The 20,717-nt window shown below is 68.4% G+C and carries 19 protein-coding genes; 12 read left to right on the top strand and 7 right to left on the bottom strand.

All coding sequences use genetic code 11. The features are described from left to right. Nucleotides 1–46: 46 nt before the first annotated feature. From Q7S93_RS06255 to Q7S93_RS06245, 3 genes are all read right to left on the bottom strand, one after another. Nucleotides 47–1,630 carry an AMP-binding protein gene (locus Q7S93_RS06255; RefSeq protein ID WP_304712880.1) on the bottom strand — a complete coding sequence of 528 codons (1,584 nt, stop codon included), beginning with the start codon at nt 1,628–1,630 and terminating at the stop codon, nt 47–49. 220 nt (nt 1,631–1,850) lie between these two features. After that, a complete protein-coding gene (locus Q7S93_RS06250) occupies nt 1,851–2,261 on the bottom strand; it encodes a DUF2177 family protein (RefSeq protein WP_304712879.1) in 411 nt (136 codons plus the stop codon). A gap of 11 nt (nt 2,262–2,272) precedes the next feature. Next, nucleotides 2,273–3,301: an SAM-dependent methyltransferase gene (locus tag Q7S93_RS06245; protein WP_304712878.1), complete on the bottom strand. Its 1,029-nt coding sequence runs from the start codon at nt 3,299–3,301 to the stop codon at nt 2,273–2,275. A gap of 211 nt (nt 3,302–3,512) precedes the next feature. Between Q7S93_RS06245 and Q7S93_RS06240 the strand changes: the two genes are divergently transcribed. The 4 genes from Q7S93_RS06240 (at nt 3,513) to Q7S93_RS06225 (ending at nt 9,566) form a co-directional block, all read left to right on the top strand. Next, nucleotides 3,513–4,835, top strand: a complete 1,323-nt coding sequence (locus Q7S93_RS06240) for an NAD(P)/FAD-dependent oxidoreductase (RefSeq protein ID WP_370652086.1) — start codon at nt 3,513–3,515, stop codon at nt 4,833–4,835. Further along, nucleotides 4,832–5,638, top strand: a complete 807-nt coding sequence (locus Q7S93_RS06235) for a DUF1365 domain-containing protein (RefSeq protein WP_304712876.1) — start codon at nt 4,832–4,834, stop codon at nt 5,636–5,638. The genes Q7S93_RS06240 and Q7S93_RS06235 overlap by 4 nt, the downstream gene beginning before the upstream one ends. A 188-nt stretch (nt 5,639–5,826) precedes the next feature. After that, nucleotides 5,827–7,686: an ABC transporter ATP-binding protein gene (locus Q7S93_RS06230; protein ID WP_304712875.1), complete on the top strand. Its 1,860-nt coding sequence runs from the start codon at nt 5,827–5,829 to the stop codon at nt 7,684–7,686. Further along, nucleotides 7,683–9,566 carry an ABC transporter ATP-binding protein gene (locus Q7S93_RS06225; RefSeq protein WP_304712874.1) on the top strand — a complete coding sequence of 628 codons (1,884 nt, stop codon included), beginning with the start codon at nt 7,683–7,685 and terminating at the stop codon, nt 9,564–9,566. The genes Q7S93_RS06230 and Q7S93_RS06225 overlap by 4 nt, the downstream gene beginning before the upstream one ends. 40 nt (nt 9,567–9,606) lie before the next feature. Here Q7S93_RS06225 and Q7S93_RS06220 read toward each other — a convergent pair whose 3' ends face one another. Then, nucleotides 9,607–10,338: a hypothetical protein gene (locus tag Q7S93_RS06220; RefSeq protein ID WP_304712873.1), complete on the bottom strand. Its 732-nt coding sequence runs from the start codon at nt 10,336–10,338 to the stop codon at nt 9,607–9,609. Beyond that, complete coding sequence (locus Q7S93_RS06215) at nt 10,335–10,805, bottom strand: winged helix-turn-helix transcriptional regulator (RefSeq protein WP_304712872.1); 471 nt, start codon at nt 10,803–10,805, stop codon at nt 10,335–10,337. Before Q7S93_RS06215 ends, Q7S93_RS06220 begins: the two co-directional genes overlap by 4 nt. A gap of 91 nt (nt 10,806–10,896) precedes the next feature. Between Q7S93_RS06215 and Q7S93_RS06210 the strand changes: the two genes are divergently transcribed. The 8 genes from Q7S93_RS06210 (at nt 10,897) to Q7S93_RS06175 (ending at nt 18,338) form a co-directional block, all read left to right on the top strand. Beyond that, nucleotides 10,897–11,637, top strand: a complete 741-nt coding sequence (locus tag Q7S93_RS06210; RefSeq protein WP_304712871.1) for an SDR family oxidoreductase — start codon at nt 10,897–10,899, stop codon at nt 11,635–11,637. A 17-nt stretch (nt 11,638–11,654) separates the two neighbouring features. Further along, entirely contained in the window at nt 11,655–12,257 is a 603-nt protein-coding gene (locus Q7S93_RS06205) for a 2-hydroxychromene-2-carboxylate isomerase (RefSeq protein ID WP_304712870.1), read from the top strand. A gap of 82 nt (nt 12,258–12,339) precedes the next feature. Continuing rightward, the gene (locus tag Q7S93_RS06200; RefSeq protein ID WP_304712869.1) at nt 12,340–13,041 is read left to right on the top strand and encodes a LemA family protein; all 702 of its coding nucleotides are present in this window, start codon (nt 12,340–12,342) and stop codon (nt 13,039–13,041) included. Next, a complete protein-coding gene (locus Q7S93_RS06195; protein ID WP_304712868.1) occupies nt 13,038–13,847 on the top strand; it encodes a TPM domain-containing protein in 810 nt (269 codons plus the stop codon). The genes Q7S93_RS06200 and Q7S93_RS06195 overlap by 4 nt, the downstream gene beginning before the upstream one ends. A gap of 1 nt (nt 13,848) precedes the next feature. Next, nucleotides 13,849–14,544: a TPM domain-containing protein gene (locus Q7S93_RS06190; protein WP_304712867.1), complete on the top strand. Its 696-nt coding sequence runs from the start codon at nt 13,849–13,851 to the stop codon at nt 14,542–14,544. An 83-nt stretch (nt 14,545–14,627) separates the two neighbouring features. Continuing rightward, nucleotides 14,628–15,089 carry a (2Fe-2S)-binding protein gene (locus tag Q7S93_RS06185; protein WP_304712866.1) on the top strand — a complete coding sequence of 154 codons (462 nt, stop codon included), beginning with the start codon at nt 14,628–14,630 and terminating at the stop codon, nt 15,087–15,089. Between the two features lie 5 nt (nt 15,090–15,094). Further along, nucleotides 15,095–17,284, top strand: a complete 2,190-nt coding sequence (locus Q7S93_RS06180) for a xanthine dehydrogenase family protein molybdopterin-binding subunit (protein WP_304712865.1) — start codon at nt 15,095–15,097, stop codon at nt 17,282–17,284. Between the two features lie 127 nt (nt 17,285–17,411). Beyond that, nucleotides 17,412–18,338, top strand: a complete 927-nt coding sequence (locus Q7S93_RS06175; RefSeq protein ID WP_304712864.1) for a hypothetical protein — start codon at nt 17,412–17,414, stop codon at nt 18,336–18,338. Between the two features lie 8 nt (nt 18,339–18,346). On the opposite strand, the gene Q7S93_RS06170 is transcribed toward Q7S93_RS06175, so the two are convergent. Then, a complete protein-coding gene (locus Q7S93_RS06170) occupies nt 18,347–19,729 on the bottom strand; it encodes a VWA domain-containing protein (protein WP_304712863.1) in 1,383 nt (460 codons plus the stop codon). Between the two features lie 10 nt (nt 19,730–19,739). After that, nucleotides 19,740–20,708 carry an AAA family ATPase gene (locus Q7S93_RS06165; RefSeq protein ID WP_304712862.1) on the bottom strand — a complete coding sequence of 323 codons (969 nt, stop codon included), beginning with the start codon at nt 20,706–20,708 and terminating at the stop codon, nt 19,740–19,742. Nucleotides 20,709–20,717 lie beyond the last annotated feature (9 nt).

Raw genomic sequence — 20,717 nt, 5'->3', positions numbered from 1 at the left:
CGCAAGATTTCGCCGCGCCGGAACGGGTCCCGGCGCGGCGCTGCGATCAGATCTGCCGGGCGCGGCCTTCCCAATAGGGGGCGCGGACCTTGTTGCGCTGGATCTTGCCGGCCTCGCTGCGCGGCAGCTCGGTGACGAAGTCCAGGCTGCGGGGGACCTTGAAGCCGGGCAGGGCCTTGCGGGCGAAGTCGAGGATTTCGTGGGCCAGTTCGTCGCTGGGCTCATAGCCCTCATTGAGCATGATCACCGCCTTCACCTGCTCGCCCCATTCGGCGTGGGGGATGCCCACGGTGGAGGAGTCGGCCACGGCCGGATGCTTGATCAGCTCGTTGTCGATTTCCTGCGGATAGATGTTCACGCCGCCGGAGATGATGGTCTCGGCGCTGCGGCCGGTGAGGAACAGATAGTCGTCCTCATCGAAATAGCCGACGTCGCCCATGGTGAAGAACTCACCGACCCGGGAGGCCTGGGTCTTGGCTTCGTCCTTGTAGTACTGGAAGCCGCCGCCGGGGGGCAGCTGGTGGTAGATGGTGCCGGGCACGCCGTTGGGGCAGTCATTGCCCTGTTCGTCGATGATGCGGACCTGCAGCATGGCCGGACGCTTGCCGACGCTGCCGGGCTTCTTCAGCCATTCCTCGGAACTGATGGCGAAGCCCGCGCCCCCTTCGGAGCCCGCATAGTACTCGCTGAGCACCGGGCCGAACCATTCGATCATCGCCTGCTTGACCTCGGGCGGGCAGGGCGCTGCGCCGTGGACGATATAGCGGACGTGATCGACGGAATATTTGGCCTTCACCTCGGCCGGCAGGTCCAGCAGGCGCTGGAACATGATCGGCACCATGTGCAGATGGGTGACCTTCTCTTCGCTGATGGTGCGCAGGATCTGCTCTGAGTCCCACTTGTCCATGAAGATCAGGGTCGAGCCGGTGCCCATGGCGGCCCGGACATCGAAGGCCAGCGGCGCGGCGTGGTAGGCGGGGCCGGCGCAGAGCTGGATCGAGGTGTCGTCATAGCCGCGGCCGGCCAGGATGCTGGCCGGCGTGACCGCGGCGACGGGGCGGAACACGCCCTTGGGCCGCCCGGTGGTGCCCGAGGTGTACATCATCTGGTTGCCCAGGACGGGGTCAGAGATGTCGGAGCCGTCCAGGGGCGAGAGCGCGGTGTCATAATCCACAAAGCCGTCGATCTCACCGCCCACCGACAGCTTCAGCGTCAGGTGCGGGCAGTGGGTGGCGGCCTCGCCGATCACGGCGACGCGGACGTCGCCGACCAGCACCTTGGCCTCGCAGTCATTGATGATGTAGGCGATTTCGTCGGCGTTCAGGTGCCAGTTGACCGGGGTGATGCGCACGCCGGCGCGCATGGTGGCGGCCAGGACCTCGATGAATTCCGCCCGGTTCGAGCAGACCAGGGCCAGGCTGTCGCCGGGCTGAACCCCATGCTGACGGAAGAGGCGGGCCAGCCGGTTGGCGTTGGCGTTGACCTCGGCGAAGGTCCGCGACTTGCCATAGGCGTCGATGACCGCGGCCTTGTCGGGCTGGACATCGGCCCAGACGGCCATGGTCATGCCGTTGACTGCGGCCTGATCCAGGCGATCTTCCAGGCCAAGGCGCTCTTTCAAATCTTCCATCAAATTCCTCCCGGCGCCTGCTGTCCGAGGCTTCGGGACGCAGGTCGCATCTGATTATCGTTGCGGACGGCCGTTCATCGGAGGGGCGCAGACGCAATATGCCTGCCCGCCCGCCGAACCGTCATCGGCGCTCACAATGACAGCGGAATTCCGCAACGACAACGCCCGCCAAATCCGAACAGAGGTCGGATGGGGCTGGCGATGGGAGGGGATCGGCGGCCTAGAAGGTGCGCTCGGCCCAACGGGTGACGAAGTAGCCGGCGGTGGCCGAGGCGCCGGTCAGCACCGTGCCCCAGGCGATGTCGGCCAAGGTGATGTGGGTCGCCCAGACCTTCAGCGTCGCCTGGTTGGTCAGGTCATAGGTGGCGTAGCAGAGGAAGCCGAGGATGGCGCCGGTAGTCAGCGCCTGGGTCCAGACGCCCTCGCGCACCGCCGGACTGACCGCCAGGATCATGATGCCGGCGATATAGATCAGATAGAAGGCGATGGCCGGGGGCAGGGAAAACTGGTCGGCCAGCACCGCGTTCAGGGTCGGCCGATAGAGCTTGGGCCCCGCCGTGGTCAGCCAGACCGCGTCGATGAGGGCGAAGGCCAGGCCCGCGCCCAGATAGCCGATGACATATTTCAGCATGGTCGAGTCCTTCAGGCCGACGGTTTCAGACGATAGTGGCTGACGCCCCACTCCTGCCCGTCCCGGTGACCGAACAGGCCGGCCGTGGCCAGGAAGAACAGCCGCCAGCGGCGGCGCCAAAGGGGGCTCGCGTCCCCATAGACCTCGGCCAGCACCTCGCGCAGGGCGGCGTCATGGCGGTCGAAATTCTCCAGCCAATGGAGGGCGGTGCGCTCATAGTTGCGGCCCGACCAGCGCCAGTCGGCCTCGACCTCGAACAGGTCGGGAAACTGGGCCATCAGGCCGTGGCTGGGCATCACCCCGCCGGAGAAGAAGTGCTGGGCGATCCAGTCGGCCTCGTCCTCCACATCGAACCGATAGGGCGTGGTGCGATGGGTGAAGACGTGGATGAAGGCCCGCCCCTCGGGCTTCAGCCAGCCGCGCACCCGCGTGAGCAGGGCGCGCCAGTTGGCCATGTGCTCGAACATCTCCACCGAGACTACGCGGTCGAAGCGGCCGGCCGCCTCGAAGACGTTCATGTCTGCGGTCACCACCGTGACATTGGTCAGCCCAAGGGCGCCGGCCCGGCTGCGGATGAAGTCCCCCTGGCTGGCCGAATTGGACACCGCTGTGATCCTGGCGTTCGGAAGGGCCCGCGCCATCCACAGGGTGAGGGAGCCCCAGCCGCAGCCCAGCTCCAGGATCTCCTGGCCGTCCGCCAGACCCGCATGATCGGCGGTTTCGGACAGGGCATTTTCCTCGGCCGCCGCCAGATCCTCGACGCCGGGGCCATAGAGGCAGGAGGAGTATTTCAGCTGCGGCCCCAGCACCTTCTCGAAGAAGGCGGCCGGCAGTTCGTAGTGCTGGTCATTGGCCGCGGCGGCGTGCTCGGCGATGGGCCTCTGGGCCATCTCCAGGGCGAAGGCGGTTTCAGCGTCTCGCCCTGCAGCGCCCAGGCGCCGACGGGCGTTGGCCACCAGCAGTTCGATCGCCACGCGCCGCATGACATCGGGGATGGGCGCGCCCTCGAAGGCCTGGACGGTCGAACTGATGAAACTCATGGGGGCGGTCCTCGCTGGGGCGTGGCGGCCGGGGGATCAACAGAGCCGGGGCCAGATCACCCATGGATACGCGCAAGGCGGAGGTTCGGATGCGTCACCTTGGCTGCATCCGCCGCGGTGCTCGCGTCGTATCGTGTCTCGCCGGGACCCGCTGTGGCGTCGCCGCCAAGAGATGGGAATGCCCGTGGGCGTAGAGAGCACTTCCAGGCCGTTGCGGATCGCGGTTGTCGGCGGCGGTGTCGCCGGACTCTCCGCCGCCTGGCTCCTGAGCGCTCGCCACGAGGTGACCCTGTTCGAAGGCGATGGCCGCCTCGGCGGCCACGCCCATACGGTGGAGGCTCCCGGCGGGCCCGACGGGGTCATTCCGGTGGATACGGGCTTCATCGTCTTCAACGAGGACAACTATCCCAACTTCACCGCCCTGCTGAAGCACCTGGAGACCCCCAGCATCGACGCCGACATGGCGCTCAGCGTCTCCCTGGACGACGGGGCGTTCGAATATTCGTCGGGCTCGCTGTTCGCCCAGAAGCGCAACTTCTTCAGCGCCCGCTACTGGGGCATGCTCCGGGATGTCACCCGCTTCTACCGCAACGGACCCAAGGACCTGGCCGAGCTGGACTCGCCGCTGACCAGCCTGGACGACTATCTGAAGCAGAAGGGCTACTGCCAGGCCTTCCGCGACGATCACCTGCTGCCCCAGGCTGCGGCCATCTGGTCGACGCCCCTGGCGGCCATCCGCGACTATCCGGCCGCGGCCTTGATCCGCTTCTTCCAGAACCACGGCATGATGCAGGTGTTCGGCCGCGGCCTCTGGCGGACGGTGGAGGGCGGCAGTCGGGCCTATGTGGAGAAGCTCGCCCAGGCCTTTCAGGGCGAGGTGCGCACGGGCGTCCGAGTCACCGGCGTGCGCCGCGAGGCCGGCGGGGTCGATATCCGCCTGGCCAGCGGCCAGGTGGAGCGGTTCGACGAGGTGGTGATCGCCACCCATGGGGACCAGGCTCTGGCCCTGCTTGAGGATCCGACGGCCGAGGAGACGCGGCTTCTGTCGGCCTTCCGCTACAGCCGCAACCTGGCGGTGCTGCACACCGACCCGGCCCTGATGCCGCGGCGCCGGGCGGCCTGGACCAGCTGGAACCACATCGGCCGGCGCAACGCCCCGCAGGAGGGCTGTGTCACCTATTGGATGAACCGGCTCCAGAGCCTGCCGGCCAGGCCCGAGCTGTTCGTCACCCTCAATCCGACCCGGGAGATCGCGCCCGACGCGGTGATCCGCACCGATGTCTATGACCACCCCCTGTTCGATGGCGGGGCGATCGCCGCCCAGCAGGAACTCTGGGGCCTGCAGGGGGTGAAGCGGACCTGGTTCTGCGGCTCCTATTTCGGCCATGGGTTCCATGAGGACGGCCTGCAGTCAGGCCTGGCCGTCGCCGAGCAGCTGGGGGGCGTCCGCCGGCCCTGGTCGGTGAAGGACGAGTCCGGCCGCATCCACCTGTCGCCTCCGGCCGCCGCCGCCCTGGCCGAGGCGGCCGCGTGAGCGAGCGCGCCAGCGCGCTGTATTCCGGCCTCGTCAGCCATCGGCGGACGCGGCCGCGGACGCACGCCCTGCGCTATCGCATCTTCATGCTGCTGCTGGACCTGGATGAGGGGCCGGCGCTGGGTCGGGGGCTTCGCCTGTTCGGCTTCGACGGCCCTGGTCTGATGAGCTTCCAGACCTGCGACCACGGGGACGGTTCGGAAACGCCGCTCAAGATCCAGGTGGAACAACACCTGGCGACGGCGGGCCTAGAGGGCGGCGGGGCGGTGCGCCTGCTTTGCATGCCGCGGGTGCTGGGCGGCGTCTTCAACCCCATCAGCGTCTATTTCTGCCATCGGCCGGACGGGGCGCTCAGCGCCATCCTCTATGAGGTCAACAACACCTTCGGCGACCGGCACAGCTATCTGATCCCGGTGGCGGCGGACGGGTCGGGCGGGGTCGTGCGCCAGAGCGCCGACAAGGTGTTCTTCGTCTCGCCCTTCATGGACATGGACCTGACCTACGCCTTCAAGGTCCGTCCGCCGGGACAGGGCGAGACGGCTGGCCTGGCCGTCAGCATCGAGGTGGCCGACGCCCAGGGGCCGCTGCTCTCGGCCAGCTTCGCCGGTCAGCGCCAGCCGCTGGATGACCGGCGCCTGCTGGCCGCCTGGTTGGGCCACCCCTGGATGACCCTGGGCGTCATGGGCGCCATCCACTGGGAAGCCCTGAAGATCTGGCTGAAGGGCGAGCGGATTCGCGCCCGACCCAGGGCGCCGCGAAATCCCGTCACCCTGACGCCACAGGCCCACCCTTCGGCGGCCTGACGCCAACTTGTCTGTCCTGTCTGGTCGCCCGCGTGGGGATGGATGTCACGTGGGCGGACTATTTGGCGGGCGCGTCAAAAGATGGTGGCGCGACCCCTGGTGGCGCCGCATGATGGCGTCATACCAAGATTGGACATTTTCAGATGAGTGATTCACGCCCCTCCCCCAGGGATGCGGCGGCGGATTCTGTGTCGATTGACGTCTCGGCCATGCCCCGGGTGCTGCGCAGAATCATGGGATTGGCCCTGCGCTATCCGGGCCTGGTCGCCCTGGCCGTCGGCTGTTCCATTGGCGCGGCCCTGTTCAGCCTGACCCTGCCCCGGCTCTTCGGCCAGGCGGTGGACCAGGCCCATCTGCTGCTGGCCAGCGAGAACGCCAGCGTCGATGACGTCCAGCGCGCCCTGATCACCACGGCGCTGCTGGTTCTGGGGGCCGCCAGCCTTCGCGGCCTGCTCACCGGCTATGGGGGCTATGTGGCCGAAAAGGTCAGCCAGAAGGTGGCCTATGACCTGCGCCTGGCCTTCTTCCAGCAGCTTCAGCGCCTGTCCTTCGGCTTCCACGACAAGATCCATTCCGGCGACCTGGTGACCCGGGGGATGCTGGACCTGGAGGGCACGCGGGCCTTCATCCAGGGCGGCATGATGCAGACCCTGACGCTGGTCATGCTGCTGTCGGTCTCGGCCTTCATGATGTTCTCCACCGACGTGACAATGGCCTTCCTGGCCCTGGCCTTCGTGCCGTTCGCCAGCTGGGTCCTGGCGCGGATGGGGATCATGCTGCGGGTGACCTGGCTGCGGGTTCAGCAGCTGATGTCGGTGCTGACCCTGACCATGGAGGAAAATCTCCAGGGCATCCGGGTGGTGCGCGCCTTCTCGGCCAAGGCCTTCGAGATGGGCAAGTTCGACGTCGCCGCCGACAACGCCCTGCAGTATTCGTTCAAGCGCATCACCCTGCGCTTCCGGGCGATCACCGCCATGACGCTGAGCTATTACGGCTCCATGGCCCTGCTGCTCTGGTACGGCGGCCACCAGGTGATCGCCGGCGCCATGTCGGTGGGCCGGCTTACCGAGTTCCTCGCCTATATGACCCTGCTGCAGGCGCCGATCCGGCAGATCGCCATGATCTTCGCCTCGGCCGCCCGGGCCACCTCATCGGGCGGGCGGGTGTTCGAGGTCCTCGACCTGGAGCCCGAGATCGCCGATGCGCCGGGCGCCCAGCCGCTGGCGCCGACGCAAGGAGTCCTGCGCTTCGAGCATGTGGACTTCGCCTATGACGTGGGCCGGCCGGTGCTGAGCGATGTCAGTTTCGAGGTCCGACCGGGCCAGACCCTGGGCGTCGTCGGCGCGCCGGGCAGCGGCAAGTCGACCATCGCCAACCTGATTCCCCGTTTCTATGACGTCACCGGCGGCAGGATCACCATCGACGGCCAGGACATCCGCGAGGTCAGCCTGGCCTCCCTGCGGGAATATGTCGGCCTGGTGCAGCAGGAGGCCTTCCTGTTCGACACCACGGTGACCAACAATGTCGCCTATGCCGATCCCTGGGCCGAGGAGGATCGCATCGTCGGCGCCGCCCGCACCGCCCAACTGCACGACTATATCGCCGGCCTGCCCATAGGCTACACCACCCGGGTGGGCGAGCGGGGCGTGGCCTTGTCGGGCGGCCAGCGCCAGCGGATGTCCATCGCCCGGGGCGTGGTGCCCGGGCCTGGCGTCATGATCTTCGACGACTCCACCGCCGCCATCGACGCGGTCACCGAGCGCAAGGTCCGCGACGCCCTGGCCAGCGCCACCAAGGCCAAGGCGACCGTGATCATCGCCCACCGCCTGTCCTCGCTGATGCACGCCGACCAGATCATCGTGCTGGACGAGGGCCGGGTGGTGGAGCGCGGCGACCACCAGACGCTGGTGGCCGCCGGCGGCGTCTATGCCGACCTCTACGCCCTGCAGACCCGGGCCGATCAGGGGGGGCTGGCCGAAGACCTGCCGCCGGAGCCGACCATTGACCCCGAAGCGGTCGCCAACCAGATCCAGGGGGTGCGGGCATGAGCGACTTCGTCTTCGACCGCGGCAATGATGTCGCCTCGCAAACGCCCCGCCGGCCCCGGGCCACCCTGGGCAATGACGACGCCGAGGAGATCTTCGCCTCGATCAACCCCAAGGTCCTGGGGCGGTTCATCCCCTATCTGAAGCCGCACAAGGCGTTCGTGATCGGGGCGCAGATCGCCGTGCTGATCTCGGCGGCCACGGCCATCGCCATCCCCTACATGATCGGCCAGGCGGTGAACGCCGCGGTCGGCGGCGGCGACAATGCGCGCCTGGACATGATCATCGCCGTCTTCGTCGGCGTGGTGATCCTGAACGCCGGCGCCTTCTTCCTCGAACAGTGGATGAGTTCGCGGCTGGCCCAGCGGGTCATCTTCGATGTCCGCCGCTCCATGTTCAGCCACTTCCAGGACGTCTCCCTGTCCTTCATGGACAAGACCCATGTGGGCCGGATCATGGCCAGGCTGCAGGGGGACGTGAACGCCCTGCAGGAGTTCCTGGAGAGCACCACAGGCGCAGTGGGCGACATCGCGCTCCTGATCGGCATCACGGTCGCCCTGCTCAGCATGGACCTGCAGTTGGGCCTGCTGACCCTCACGGTGATCCCGGCCCTGATCGTGGTCCGGGCCATCTGGCTGCCCTTCTCCAAGAAGACCTTCCGGGAAGCCCGCGACGCATCGTCCACCGCCAACAGCGCCCTGGCCGAGAACATCCAGGGGGTCCGCACCGTCCAGGAGAGCCGCCGCGAGGCGATGAACTTCGAGCTCTATTCGGAGAAGGCCCGGGAGAACATGGTCGCCCAGAACAACTCGGCGGCCATGACCCAGGTGATGGTGCCGACGGTGGACGTGCTGACCGGCCTGGCCATGGGCATCGTCATCGTGGTCGGCGGCAATGCGGTGCTGGGGGGGCGGCTGGACGTCGGCGTCATGGTCGCCTTCATCTTCTATGTGCAGCGGTTCTTCGATCCCGTGCGCATGCTGTCCATGCAGTACACCATCATGCAGCGGGCCATGGCGGCCGGGCACCGGATCTTCGAGGTGCTGGATGTGCCGGTGACCATTGTCGACAAGCCCGACGCCCAGCCCCTGGCCGACTTCGAGCCGACGGTGGAGTTCCGCAATGTCACCTTTGGCTATGATCCGGCTCGGCCGGTCCTGCACGATGTGAGCTTCGAGGTCCGGCCCCGCCAGGTGGTCGCCCTGGTGGGCCCTACCGGCTCAGGCAAGACCAGCATCATCGCGCTCGCCCACCGCTTCTATGAGGTGGACCAGGGCCAGGTGCTGATCGGCGGCCGCGACGTGCGCGACGTGACGCTGGAGTCCCTGGGCCGCAATATCGGCATGGTGCTGCAGGAGCCCTTCCTGTTCAGCGGCACCATCGAGGAGAACATCCGCTACAACACCGAAGGCGCCACCCGGGAGGACGTGATCTCGGCGGCCAAGTCCGTCTCGGCCCATGACTTCATCATGCGCCTGCCCGAGGGCTACGACACCCAGCTCGGTCAGCGGGGCCGCAACCTCTCGCTGGGACAGCGACAGCTGTTGTCCTTCGCCCGCGCCCTGGTGGCCGATCCCCAGATCCTGATCCTCGACGAGGCCACAGCCAATATCGACTCCTTCACCGAACAGGCGATCCAGAAGGCGCTGAAGGTGCTGTTTGCGGGACGCACCTGCATCGTCATCGCCCACCGGCTGGCCACCATCCGCGACGCCGACAAGATCATCGTGCTGCAGCAGGGCCACATCCTGGAGCAGGGACCGCATGAGGCGCTGATGGCCAATAAGGGGCTCTATTCGCGGCTCTACACCTCGGCCCACGCCTCGTTCGACGACGCCCAGGTGGCCGCCACCGGCGATGCGGAGTTCGCGACGCGGACCTGAGCTTGGGCGAGCCATAGGCGGCTGGGCTCGACCGGACGGCTCAAGCCGCCCCGTTGAGCACGAAGGTGATCTCGGGCAGCGGCGAGAGCGTTCTCGGGTCTTCGCCGCCGGCTTGGATGTCCAGCCGCAACGCACTCGGCGGACCCCAAGGACTGGCGAGAACGAGCTGGGTGGGGCCCAGGTCGAAGGCCATGCCTTCATAGGGCGGCAGGGGCGACTGCACGGGGCCTGCGGTCTTGGCGCCCAAGGCCGAGAGCACCGCCTGCGCCGCCTCGAGATCGGCTTCGGGAAGCCAGACCCGGGACAGCTCAGCCGAACCGGCGCCCGGCCCTGCCGGATCATAGAGCGGGCTTTCAAAGTCCGGCAGGGTGGGGGCGCCTGAGTGGTAGGCGATCACAAACATCTGGGAGGCCAGCCCCTGTCCCTTGCGGAATGATAGCAGATCCCAGGGCGCTTCCAGTTGCGGTTGCGCGGCCTCGGCCCGGCGGGCCGCCTTGGCGCGCAGGCCGGACGCTGTCGCCCGGCGCTCGACCTGGTCGATATCACCATTCAGGCCGACCAGCCGGTGAAAGGGCCGGCCGTCGTCAGGGGACGGTTTCTCGACCTGGTGGACATCGAGGAACGGCCCATTGGCGAAGCGAACGCCGCGGGCCACCAGGTTTCCGGCCGGGGTGTAGCCATCGATGATCCCGAGACCGGCGGCGTCGGCCACGAGGTTCAGCAGATCATCCCTCTGGTCGGTCCAGATGGCGATATGATCCAGCCTGATCATGCGGGGCTTCGCAGCGTCGCCGCGGCAGGCCCAGGTCTCGCCTCCACATCGCGGGCGGTGACGGGCTCGCCGCATTCGGAGCAGACCTGGACGGCGTGGAAGTCGCAGCCGCAGCCCTTGTGCCGCCGCAGGATCGGCGGACCAGCCTCGCCCGCATAGTGGCGGTCGCCCCAGTCGACGAGGGCCATGATCACCGGATGCAGGTCGAGACCCTTGTCGGTCAGGCGGTATTCGTGACGGACGGGGCGATCCTGATAGAGGCGGCGCTGCATCACGCCTGCAGCGACCAGCAGGTTCAGCCGCTCGGTGACGATGCTGCGGGAAATGCCCAGCCTGGCCTGGAAGGCCTCGAACCGGCGCACGCCCAAGAAAGCGTCACGCAGGATCATCAGGGTCCAGCGGTCGCCGATCACCGCCAGGGACCGGGCCACCGAACAGGGCTCCTGCGCCAGCTCATCCCATTTCATCGCGGTCGGCCTCCCGTTGCCGGCCAATGATGCGATTGACTCCGTTCAAATTCAATACGAGCCTGAGTTCGAATTCAGAACGGAGCAACCTATGACCCATGAACCCAGAGGCGCCTGCGTGGTCATCGGCGCCGGCGACGGGGTCGGCGGGGCGATCGCAAGGGCCTTCGCCGCCGAGGGCCTGGTGGCCTGCGTCACCCGCAGGCCCCGCCATGGGGATCAGCTCCAGGCCCTGGCCGACGAGATCATCGCCGCCGGCGGTCAGGCCCGGGCCTACGGGGTCGACGCTCGGGAGGAGGGCGAGATGGCCGCCCTGTTCGACCGCATCGAGGCCGAGGTCGGCCCCATCGAGGTGGTGGTGTTCAACATCGGGGCCAATGTCCGCTTTTCGATCCTGGAGACCACCAGCCGGGTCTTCACCAAGGTCTGGGAGATGGCCTGTTTCGCCGGCTTCCTCACGGGCCGCGAGGCCGCCCGGGTGATGCTGCCCCGCGGGCGCGGGACGATCCTGTTCACCGGCGCCACGGCCTCGGTGCGCGGGCGCGAGGGGTTCGCCGCCTTCGCCGCGGCCAAGCACGGCCTGCGGGCCATCGCCCAGAGCCTGGCCCGCGAACTGGGGTCGAAGGGGATTCACGTGGCCCATGTGGTGGTGGACGGCGCCATCGATGGCGTGTTCAGCCGGGGAAACCTGCCCGATATCGAACAACGCCTGGCCGAGGACTCCATCCTCAAGCCCGCCGATATCGCCGCCACCTATGTGGCCCTTCACCGTCAGGCGCGCTCGGCCTGGACCCATGAGCTCGATCTTCGTCCGTGGTCGGAGAGCTGGTGAGCAAGGAGAGACGCCCAATGGCCGCCACCCTGGAATTCCTGTTCGATTTTGGCAGTCCCAACGCCTACCTGTCCTGGCGCGCCCTGCCGCCGATCCTGGCGCGCACCGGCGCCGTGGTGGCGGTGCAGCCGGTGCTGCTGGGCGGGCTCTTCAAGCTGACCGGCAACCGCTCGCCGGTGGAGGCCTTCGCCGAGGTCAAGGGCAAGCTCGCCTATGAGAACCTGGAGACCCGGCGCTTTGTGGCCCGCCATGGGCTCGCCGCCTTCCAGATGAATCCGCACTTTCCGGTCAACACCCTGCTGATCATGCGCGGCCTGGTCGCCGCCCGCCGCGCGGAAGTCGAAGCGCCCTATCTGGAGGCCGTCCTCGCCGCCATGTGGGAGGCTGGGCGGAAGATGGATGATCCCGCCGTGGTCGCCGAAGTGCTCACGGCCGCCGGCCTCGACGCTCAGGCGTTGCTGGCGGCGACGCAGGATCCGGAGGTGAAGGCCGAGCTGCTGGCGGGGACCGAGGCGGCGGCGGCCCGGGGCGCCTTTGGCGTGCCCACCTTCTTCGTGGGCGAGGAGATGTTCTTCGGCAAGGACCGGCTGGACCAGGTGGAGGCGGCGCTCGGCGCCTAGAACCTGTCGCCCATTGCGCCGGATCAAGGCGCAGCCCACATTCGCGGCGAAACTGCGCCATCACCGCTTTGGAGCGCCCGCCTTGTCCAGACTGATCGCCCGCCTCGCCCGCGCCGCCGTCCTGATCGTCGTGCCCCTGGCCCTGGCCGGCTGCGGCATCAACACCATTCCCACCAAGGACGAGCGGGCCAAGGCGGCCTGGGCCGAGGTGCAGACCCAGTATCAGCGCCGCTCGGACCTGATCCCCAACCTGGTCTCCACCGTCCAGGGCTTCGCCGCCCAGGAGCGTGAGGTCCTGGTGGCGGTCACCGAGGCGCGGGCCTCAGCCACACAGGTCCAGGTCAATGCCGACACCGTCACCGATCCCGAGCAGTTCCAGCGGTTCGCCGAGGCGCAGAACCAGCTGTCGGGGGTGCTCGGCCGGCTGATGATGATCCAGGAGCGCTATCCGGAGCTGAAGTCCAACCAGAACTTCCTGGCCCTGCAGAGCCAGCTCGAGGGCACCGAGAACCGGATCGCCATCGCCCGGCGCGACTACAATGAGGCGGTGCGCGACTACAATACCGAGATCCGCACCTTCCCCGGCGCCATCTGGGCTAACACGATCCATGGCTGGGCCGAGCCCATGCAGACCTTCGAAGCCTCGGCCTCGGCCCAGACCGCGCCGACGGTGACCTTCGAGCAGCCGGCGGCGCCTGCGCCCACACCGGTTCCCACACCGGCCCCGGCCCCGGCTCCGCTCCCCGCGCCGGCCCCTGCTGTTGAGCCTGCGCCCGCCCAATGAGGTCGTTCGGCGCCGCCTGCGCCCTGGCCTTCGGTCTCGTCCTGGCGATCGCCGGGACGGGACAGGCCCAGACCGCGCCCACCTTCCCGGCGTTGAGCGGCCGCGTGGTCGACGGCGCCGACATGCTGTCGCCCCAGACCGAGGCGCAGCTGACGCAGCAACTGGCCGCCCTGGAGAGCGCCACCGGCCGCCAGCTGGTGGTGGTCACCCTGCCCGACCTGCAGGGTTATGAGATCGAGGACTACGGCTACCAGCTCGGCCGGCATTGGGGGATCGGCGAGGCCGAGACCGATTCCGGCGCCCTGTTCATCGTCGCCCCCAACCAGCGCAAGGTCCGCATCGAGGTGGGCTATGGGCTGGAGCCCATCCTCACCGATGCGCTCTCCTCCACCATCCTCCAGGCCGTGGTCCTGCCGCAGTTCCGCAACGGCGAGATGGAGGCGGGCGTCATCGCCGGGACCCAGGCCATCATCGATCAGCTGGCCCTGCCGGAGGATGAGGCCCTGGCCCGGGCGGCGGCGGCGGCCGAACAGCCTCGGTCTGAAGAGGGTCTGATCGCGCCGATCATCTTCGTCCTGTTCATCGTGCTCTGGATCGTCGGCGGCTTCATGGGCGCCTTTGGCCGTGGCCGTGGCCGAGGCCGCGGGCGCCGGCGCGGCGGCTCAAGCCTCTGGTGGCTCTTGCCCCTGCTGCTCTCCAGCAGCGGTGGCCGGGGCGGCGGCGGCGGCGGTGGGGGCTTTGGCGGCGGAGGCTTCTCCGGCGGTGGCGGCGGCTTCGGCGGCGGCGGATCCTCGGGGAGCTGGTGAGATGCTGAACGATCAGGACACCCAGAAGGTCAAGGCCGCCGTGCGCGCGGCCGAGACCCGCACCCGCGGCGAGCTCTATTGCGTCATCGCCGAGGAATCCTCCGACTACCGCGAGACCCCCTTCCTGTGGGCGGGGCTGACGGCCCTGGCCGCGCCGGCCATCCTGTTGTTGGCGGGCGTCGAAGTGTCGGTCCCCGACGCCTTCGCCCCCTGGACGGCGGCCCAGGCCGGGGCGGCGGCCGAGATGGCGGTCCGCGGCGCGCTCACTGCCACCCTGGTCCTGCAGGCGGTGCTGTTTATCCTGGTGGCTGCGGTGGGCTCCCTCGAGCCGGTGCGCCGGTTCATGACGCCGCGCAGCGTCAAGCTGGACCGCACCCGACGCCACGCCCAGGAACTGTTCCTCGCCCGCAACCTGCACCAGACCCGCGAGCGCACCGGGGTGCTGATCTTCATCTCCCTGGCCGAGCACGCCGCCGAACTGATCGCCGACGAGGGGATCGCTGCGGTGGTCGACCAGAAGCGCTGGGACGACGCCATCGCCGCCCTGGTGGCCGGCGCCAAGGCCGGGCGCACCGGCGAGGGCCTTGTGGACGCCGTCACCCAGGTGGGCGACATCCTGGCCGAGCACTTCCCCGCCGATCCCACCGACAATCCCAACGAGTTGCCCGACGCGGTGATCCAGATTCCCCGCCTCTGAGGCGAGGGTCGAACACCCGTTTACCTACGGCCCCGCCCCCCGTACTCTCGGTATCTGAGGAAACGAGAACAAGGGGACGGGGCATGGCCTACGAGCTCAACGTCAACGGCAAGGCGATGACCGCCGACGTGGACGCCGATACGCCCCTCTTGTGGGTGTTGCGCGACACTTTGGGCCTGGTGGGGACCAAGTATGGCTGCGGGATCGCCCAGTGCGGCGCCTGCACCGTGCATGCGGACGGCGCGCCAATCCGCGCCTGCGTGACGCCCATCGAGGCCATCGGCGGCGCCCAGATCACCACCATCGAAGGCGCGGCGAGTCTTGAGGTCGGCGCCCGCGTCCAGCAGGCCTGGAGCGAGCTGGACGTGGCCCAATGCGGCTACTGCCAGCCGGGACAGATCATGTCGGCCACCGCCCTGCTGGCGGAAAACCCCGCCCCCAGCGACGCCGATATCGATGCGGCCATGGCCGGAAACATCTGCCGCTGCGCCACCTATGTGCGCATCCGCGCCGCGATCAAGCGCGCCGCCGGCCAGGAGGCCTGAAGGTCATGGGCATTATCTCCAACATCACCGAAGGCTTCTCCCCCTCCCGCCGGGCCGTGCTGGCCGGCGGGGGCGCGGGCGGCCTGGTCCTGGCCTTCAGCCTGGCCGGCAAGGGCGCGGCGGCCGATACGCCCGCGGCGCTGAACGCCTATGTGGCGGTCGCCCCGGACGGGATCGTCACCATCGTCTCCAAGAACCCGGAGATCGGCCAGGGGATCAAGACCTCCCTGCCCATGCTGATCGCCGAGGAGCTGGACGTGGACTGGGTCAATGTCCGCACGGTCCAGGCCGACAACGACCCGGTGGCCTATGGCCGCCAGTTCGCCGGCGGGAGCATGGCCACCCCCCTGCACTGGGACCAGCTGCGCCAGGTGGGCGCGGCCGGCCGCGCCATGCTGCTGGCCGCCGCCGCCGCCGACTGGGGCGTGGAGGCCGCAAGTCTGACCACCGAGCCCGGCGTGGTGGTCCACGCCGCCAGCCGCCGCCGGGCGACCTATGGCGCCCTGGCCGCCAAGGCCGCCACCCAGACCGCGCCGGAACTGTCCAGCGTGCCGCTGAAGGACGCGAGCGCCTACCGGATCATCGGCCAGCCGATCCCGCAGGTGGACACCGCCGCCATCGTCACCGGCCAGCCCTTGTTCGGCATCGATATGCGCCTGCCGGGCATGCTCTACGCCGCCTACGCCAAGGCGCCGGTGTTCGGGGCCAAGGTGGCCAGCGCCGATCTGGCCGCAGCCCAAGGGGTCAAGGGCGTCCGCCGCGCCTTCGTGGTCGAGGGCGGGACGGAGTTCGACGGCCTGCTGCCTGGCGTGGCCGTGGTCGCCGACAGCTGGTGGGCGGCCAACAAGGGCCGCCAGGGGCTGAATGTTCAGTGGGCGGACCACTCGACCTCCAGCCAGTCCACGCAAGGCTATGCCGGCCAGGCCCGCAGCCTCGCCGAGGCCAAGGCTGGCAAGACCCTGCGCCACGACGGGGATGTGGAGGCCGCCCTTTCGGGCTCGGCCAAGACGGTGGAGGCCGACTACTTCTATCCCTTCCTGTCCCATGCCACGCTTGAGCCGCAGAACTGCACGGCCCACTTCCATGACGGCAAGATGGAGATCTGGGCCCCGACCCAGCTGCCCGAGCCCGGCCGCCAGATCGTCGCCAAGACGCTTGGCCTCGCGCCCGAGAACGTCATCGTCCACATGACCCGCTCCGGCGGCGGCTTTGGCCGGCGGCTAATGAACGACTACATGGCCGAGGCCGCCTGGATCGCCAAGGAGGCCGGGGCGCCGGTCAAGCTGGTCTGGACCCGCGAAGACGACATGCGGCACGACTTCTACCGGCCGGCCGGCTTCCACCACTTCCGGGGCGGGATCGACGACGCGGGCAATGTGACGGCCTGGGCCAACCACTTCGTCACCTTCGGCGAGGGCGAGGCCACCGCCCGCAGCGCCGGCATGGCGCCGACCGAATTCCCGGCCCGTTTCATCGACAACTACAGGCTGGACGTCTCGATGATGCCGCTCGGCGTGCCCACGGGCCCGCTGCGGGCGCCGGGCAGCAACGCCATCGCCTTCGTGGTGCAGTCCTTCATCGACGAACTGGCCCATGCCGGCGGGGTCGATCCGGTGGAGATGCGCCTGCGCCTGCTGGGCGATCGCGGCCTCGTCGGCGACGACGCGCGCTCGGGCTATGACGCGGCCCGCATGGCCGCCGTGGTGCGGCTGGCGGCGGAAAAGTCCGCCTGGGGCGAGGGCTTGGAGCCGCGGCGGGGCAAGGGGATCGCCTTCCACTACAGCCACCTGGGCTATTTCGCCGAGGTCGCCGAGGTGGTCGTGGCCGAGGACGGGACCGTCAAGGTGGAGAAGGTCTGGGTCGCCGCCGATGTGGGCCGCCAGATCATCAATCCGCTCGGCGCGCTCAACCAGATCGAGGGCTCGGTGATCGACGGCATCTCGGAGATGTTCGGCGAAATCACCATCAAGGATGGTCAGGTGGAGCAGGGGAATTTCGACACCTTCCCCCTGCTGCGCATCGACGCCGCCCCGGTGATCGAGACCCACTTCATCAAGTCCGACAACCCGCCCACGGGCCTCGGCGAACCCGCCCTGCCGCCGGTGGTCCCGGCCGTCACCAACGCCATCTTCGCGGCGACGGGCAAGCGGGTGCGGAGTCTGCCGTTGAGGGCGGAGGAGTTGGCGGCGGGGTAGGCGGGCGTGCGAGTGGCGCATAAGACCCCAACTCGTTGCTAATTTGTTCTAGACGGCCGGCTGGATTCTGGCAGTCTCGCCTGACGAGATGCTGCCCGTGGGGGGCTGCGCGGGTCGGGTGATCGTGATGGGCCTCAAGCTGAGCTGGGTGGCGGTCAAGGCGGAGCGGCGGGAAGCGCTGCTGGCGTGTCTGGGCCTGGAGCTGGCGGGGGAGGTGAGCCAGGAGGTCGGCGTGGGGCTGGTGATGGCCGAACTGCCATCCGGCTGGCTTGTCCTGGTCGGTGACGCTTCTGACGATCTGCTGGACGAACTCCCCCGCGTGTCAGAGGCGTGCGGGGAGGCCCTCGGGGCCGAGATCATCGATACGGAGAGCTTCACCCGGGCGAAGGCCTATCGGGATGGCCGGCTTCAGTGGTCGCTGGCTTCCGAGGAGGACCAAGGCGAACCCATGTCGATGGGCGAGCTACCGCCCATTCCCTCAGAAGCGGATGAATATGAGGCGCCCCTCGCCCTGGCTGAGAGCCTGTGTGGTTATCGTGCGGGTGAAACCGACGGTCTCGAATGGTTCAGGCTAGCGCGGCGGGCCACGGCCCGGACGAGTCCGCCTGAGATCTCCCTACGCGAAGCCATGCGGGGGGAATTGCTGCCCCTGCTGCAGGACCTCGGCTGGTCATTTCCGTCCCGGCCGGCCATGGCCGAGGCCGGCGTTATCACCCGCGAGCTCCATGGCCGACAGCAGTCGATCTGGTTCGATTACAGCAGCGGCGTGGAGACCTACATCAACGTTCGTTTCCTCAGTCAGGAGGTCAATGACGGTGAAGAGTCCGGCCTGTCGGGCGGTGTCGGGCCGCCTCGGGTCAAGCTTTCGTTCTGGCAGAGGTTCAGCTGGAAGCGCCTGAGCGAAGCGACCAGCCATCCCCCGCCGTCCACGGACCGGATCGGCGCGGCGATCGCTAAGGCGCGGGAGGAGATCGCCGTGGCCGACGTCTATCTGCGTGGCGGTGTCACCGACAGCCGAATCTACATCTCCCACCGCTGGCCGCGCCGGGGCTGACGCCCCCCTCAGCGCGGGACGTACTGGCGCAGGACGTCTTCGATGATGCGTTCGAGCTGGTCGAGCGTGTTGCAGGTCTTGGCCAGGTGGCAGAAGGGCAGGTAGCGGTTCATGACGCTGTCGCCCTGGTTCCAGTAGCTCTCCGGCTCCGGGTTCAGCCAGATCACCGAGCGCGACCGCTCGTGGATGGTGCGCATGATGTCCAGGCGCGGATCGGCGTAGTTGGACCGGGCGTCACCTAAGAAGATCACCGTGGTGTGGCGGTCGAGCTTGTCGAGATGGTTCTCGGCGAAGTCCTGCAGGGCGCGGCCATAGTCGGTCTGCTGGAAGCCGATCAGCCTCAAAACCTCCAGGATCGCCTTGTCCACCCCGTGCTCGTCCAGGATCTGGTTCACCGGGATCATGCGCCCGGAAAAGGCGTAGGCGTCCATCCGGTCGACCACCTCATTGAGGCTGTAGAGGAAGGTCAGCAGGAACTGGGCGGCCGCAGCCACCGACTTGGAGACGTCGCAGATGGCGATGATCTTGGGCTTGTCGACCCGCTCGGTCTTCCAGACCACGTTGAACGGCACGCCTCCATAGGCCATCGACTGGCGGAGCGTCCGGCGCACGTCCAGGTGACCTTTTCGGGCCCGGTTGCGCCGCCGGGAATAGCGCTCGGCCAGGCGCTTGGCCATCTTGCGCACCAGGGCCTGCATCATCTGCAGGTCCACCGGATCGATGCCGCCCTCGGCGTTCAGCGCCTTGCGGGCCAGAAGCTCCTCGCGCAGCTGGCGGCCGCTCTCGGCGGCATAGAGGTCGTGCTGGCGCTGGACATAGCGCTGAGCCTCGGCGGCCACGACCTTGCGGCCCGCCTCCAGCCGATCGGCCAGGGCGTTCCCGCCCTCGCCCTCCAGGCGCCGGGCCTGGCTGATGATCTTCTCGATCTGCGCCACCCCCATCTCGTCCAGCAGACGCCTCGTCAGACGGCTCTTCTGGGTGGAGAGCCTGATCTCCGAGACCTGGGCGGCCTGGGCGGCCTTCTCCATGGCCTGGGTGAGCGCGGTGGAATCGCCCGCCAGGATGATCTGGGCGAGCTCTGAGCCGGCGGCCTCTTCCGACACGTCCTCCAGCCTCGCCTCGGGCGGGGCGGCCTCGCCCCCCTCCGGCGGCGGGGGCTGTGTGGCGAAGTCGAACGGGTCCCGGGCGAAGAAGTTGTCGAAGGCCCGGTCGAACCGGCGCACCTCGTCCTCGCTCTTGGCGAGCGTGGCGCAGAGCGCGTCCTTCAGCAGCTCGCGATCGGCATAGCCGATGCGGGCGACGGCCTCGTGGGCGTCGATGGACTCCGCCGGCGAGACCTTCACATCGGCGGCCCGCAGGGCGCGGATGAAGTCCTCCATCTGGTGCTGCATGGCGCGGCGCCTACGGAGTCGTCTGGGCCGTCCGCAGCAGTTCGCTGATCTGCGGCTCGACCATCTGAATGTCCTGCTCGTACTTGAGGATCACGTTCAGGGTGTCGCGGACCATGGCCGGGTCCAGGCTGTCAGCATGCATCAGGATCAGCGCCCGGGCCCAGTCGACGGTCTCGGAGATCGAAGGCGACTTGCGCAGGTCCATCTCGCGCAGGGCGTGGACGAAGCCGACCAGCTGGTGGGTCAGGCGCGCCTCGATGTCGGGCACCCGGCTGGCGACGATCCGCCGCTCCAGGCTGGCCTCGGGCAGGGGGATGTGCAGGTGCAGGCAGCGGCGCTTCAGGGCGTCGCCCAGGTCGCGCACATTGTTCGAGGTCAGGAAGACGATGGGCGGGGTCTTGGCCTTGATCACGCCGAGCTCGGGCACCGAGGCCTGATAGGCCGACAGCACCTCCAGCAGGAAGGCTTCGAAGGCCTCGTCGGACTTGTCGATCTCGTCGATCAGCAGGACGCAGCCGCCATCCTCCCGCAGGGCCTTCATCAGGGGCCGGGGCTCCAGGAAGGGCTCGGAGAAGAACATGTCGCCCATGCCATGCAGGCGCTCCATGGCCTCGTCCATGCCGGCGGCATCGGCCAGTTCGGCGCCCATGCGGTCCTTGAGGATCTGGGTGTAGAGGAGCTGCTTGCCGTACTTCCACTCGTACAGGGCCTTGGACTCGTCCAGGCCCTCATAGCACTGCATGCGGATCAGCGGCAGGTCGAGGAGGGTGGCGGTGGAGAGCGCCAGCTCGGTCTTGCCGACGCCGGCGACCCCTTCCACCAGGATCGGCTTCTGCAGGTGGACCGACATGTAGAGCGCCGTGGCGATGCGGCGCGAGGCGATATAGCCGACGCCGGCCAGGCCCTGGACGAGGGCGTCGACCGAGGCGAACGAGTCCATGGGCGGCGAGGCGTTCGCCGCCTGAGCCAAAATCGTCAAAGTCTCAAT

It is taken from the genome of Phenylobacterium sp., from assembly GCF_030646615.1.
In the GTDB taxonomy this organism is placed as follows: Bacteria; Pseudomonadota; Alphaproteobacteria; order Caulobacterales; family Caulobacteraceae; genus Phenylobacterium.
The sequence above is the reverse complement of the archived record's forward strand: the minus strand, read 5'-3'. Positions and strand labels throughout refer to the sequence as shown.

Excerpts from the sequence above, each read along its gene's own strand:
- Q7S93_RS06255 (WP_304712880.1), bottom strand. The coding sequence starts at position 1,630 with ATGGAAGATTTGAAAGAGCGCCTTGGCCTGGAAGATCGCCTGGATCAG.
- Q7S93_RS06250 (WP_304712879.1), bottom strand. The coding sequence starts at position 2,261 with ATGCTGAAATATGTCATCGGCTATCTGGGCGCGGGCCTGGCCTTCGCC.
- Q7S93_RS06245 (WP_304712878.1), bottom strand. The coding sequence starts at position 3,301 with ATGAGTTTCATCAGTTCGACCGTCCAGGCCTTCGAGGGCGCGCCCATC.
- Q7S93_RS06225 (WP_304712874.1), top strand. The coding sequence starts at position 7,683 with ATGAGCGACTTCGTCTTCGACCGCGGCAATGATGTCGCCTCGCAAACG.
- Q7S93_RS06220 (WP_304712873.1), bottom strand. The coding sequence starts at position 10,338 with ATGATCAGGCTGGATCATATCGCCATCTGGACCGACCAGAGGGATGAT.
- Q7S93_RS06215 (WP_304712872.1), bottom strand. The coding sequence starts at position 10,805 with ATGAAATGGGATGAGCTGGCGCAGGAGCCCTGTTCGGTGGCCCGGTCC.
- Q7S93_RS06210 (WP_304712871.1), top strand. The coding sequence starts at position 10,897 with ATGACCCATGAACCCAGAGGCGCCTGCGTGGTCATCGGCGCCGGCGAC.
- Q7S93_RS06205 (WP_304712870.1), top strand. The coding sequence starts at position 11,655 with ATGGCCGCCACCCTGGAATTCCTGTTCGATTTTGGCAGTCCCAACGCC.
- Q7S93_RS06195 (WP_304712868.1), top strand. The coding sequence starts at position 13,038 with ATGAGGTCGTTCGGCGCCGCCTGCGCCCTGGCCTTCGGTCTCGTCCTG.
- Q7S93_RS06190 (WP_304712867.1), top strand. The coding sequence starts at position 13,849 with ATGCTGAACGATCAGGACACCCAGAAGGTCAAGGCCGCCGTGCGCGCG.
- Q7S93_RS06185 (WP_304712866.1), top strand. The coding sequence starts at position 14,628 with ATGGCCTACGAGCTCAACGTCAACGGCAAGGCGATGACCGCCGACGTG.
- Q7S93_RS06180 (WP_304712865.1), top strand. The coding sequence starts at position 15,095 with ATGGGCATTATCTCCAACATCACCGAAGGCTTCTCCCCCTCCCGCCGG.
- Q7S93_RS06175 (WP_304712864.1), top strand. The coding sequence starts at position 17,412 with ATGGGCCTCAAGCTGAGCTGGGTGGCGGTCAAGGCGGAGCGGCGGGAA.
- Q7S93_RS06170 (WP_304712863.1), bottom strand. The coding sequence starts at position 19,729 with ATGCAGCACCAGATGGAGGACTTCATCCGCGCCCTGCGGGCCGCCGAT.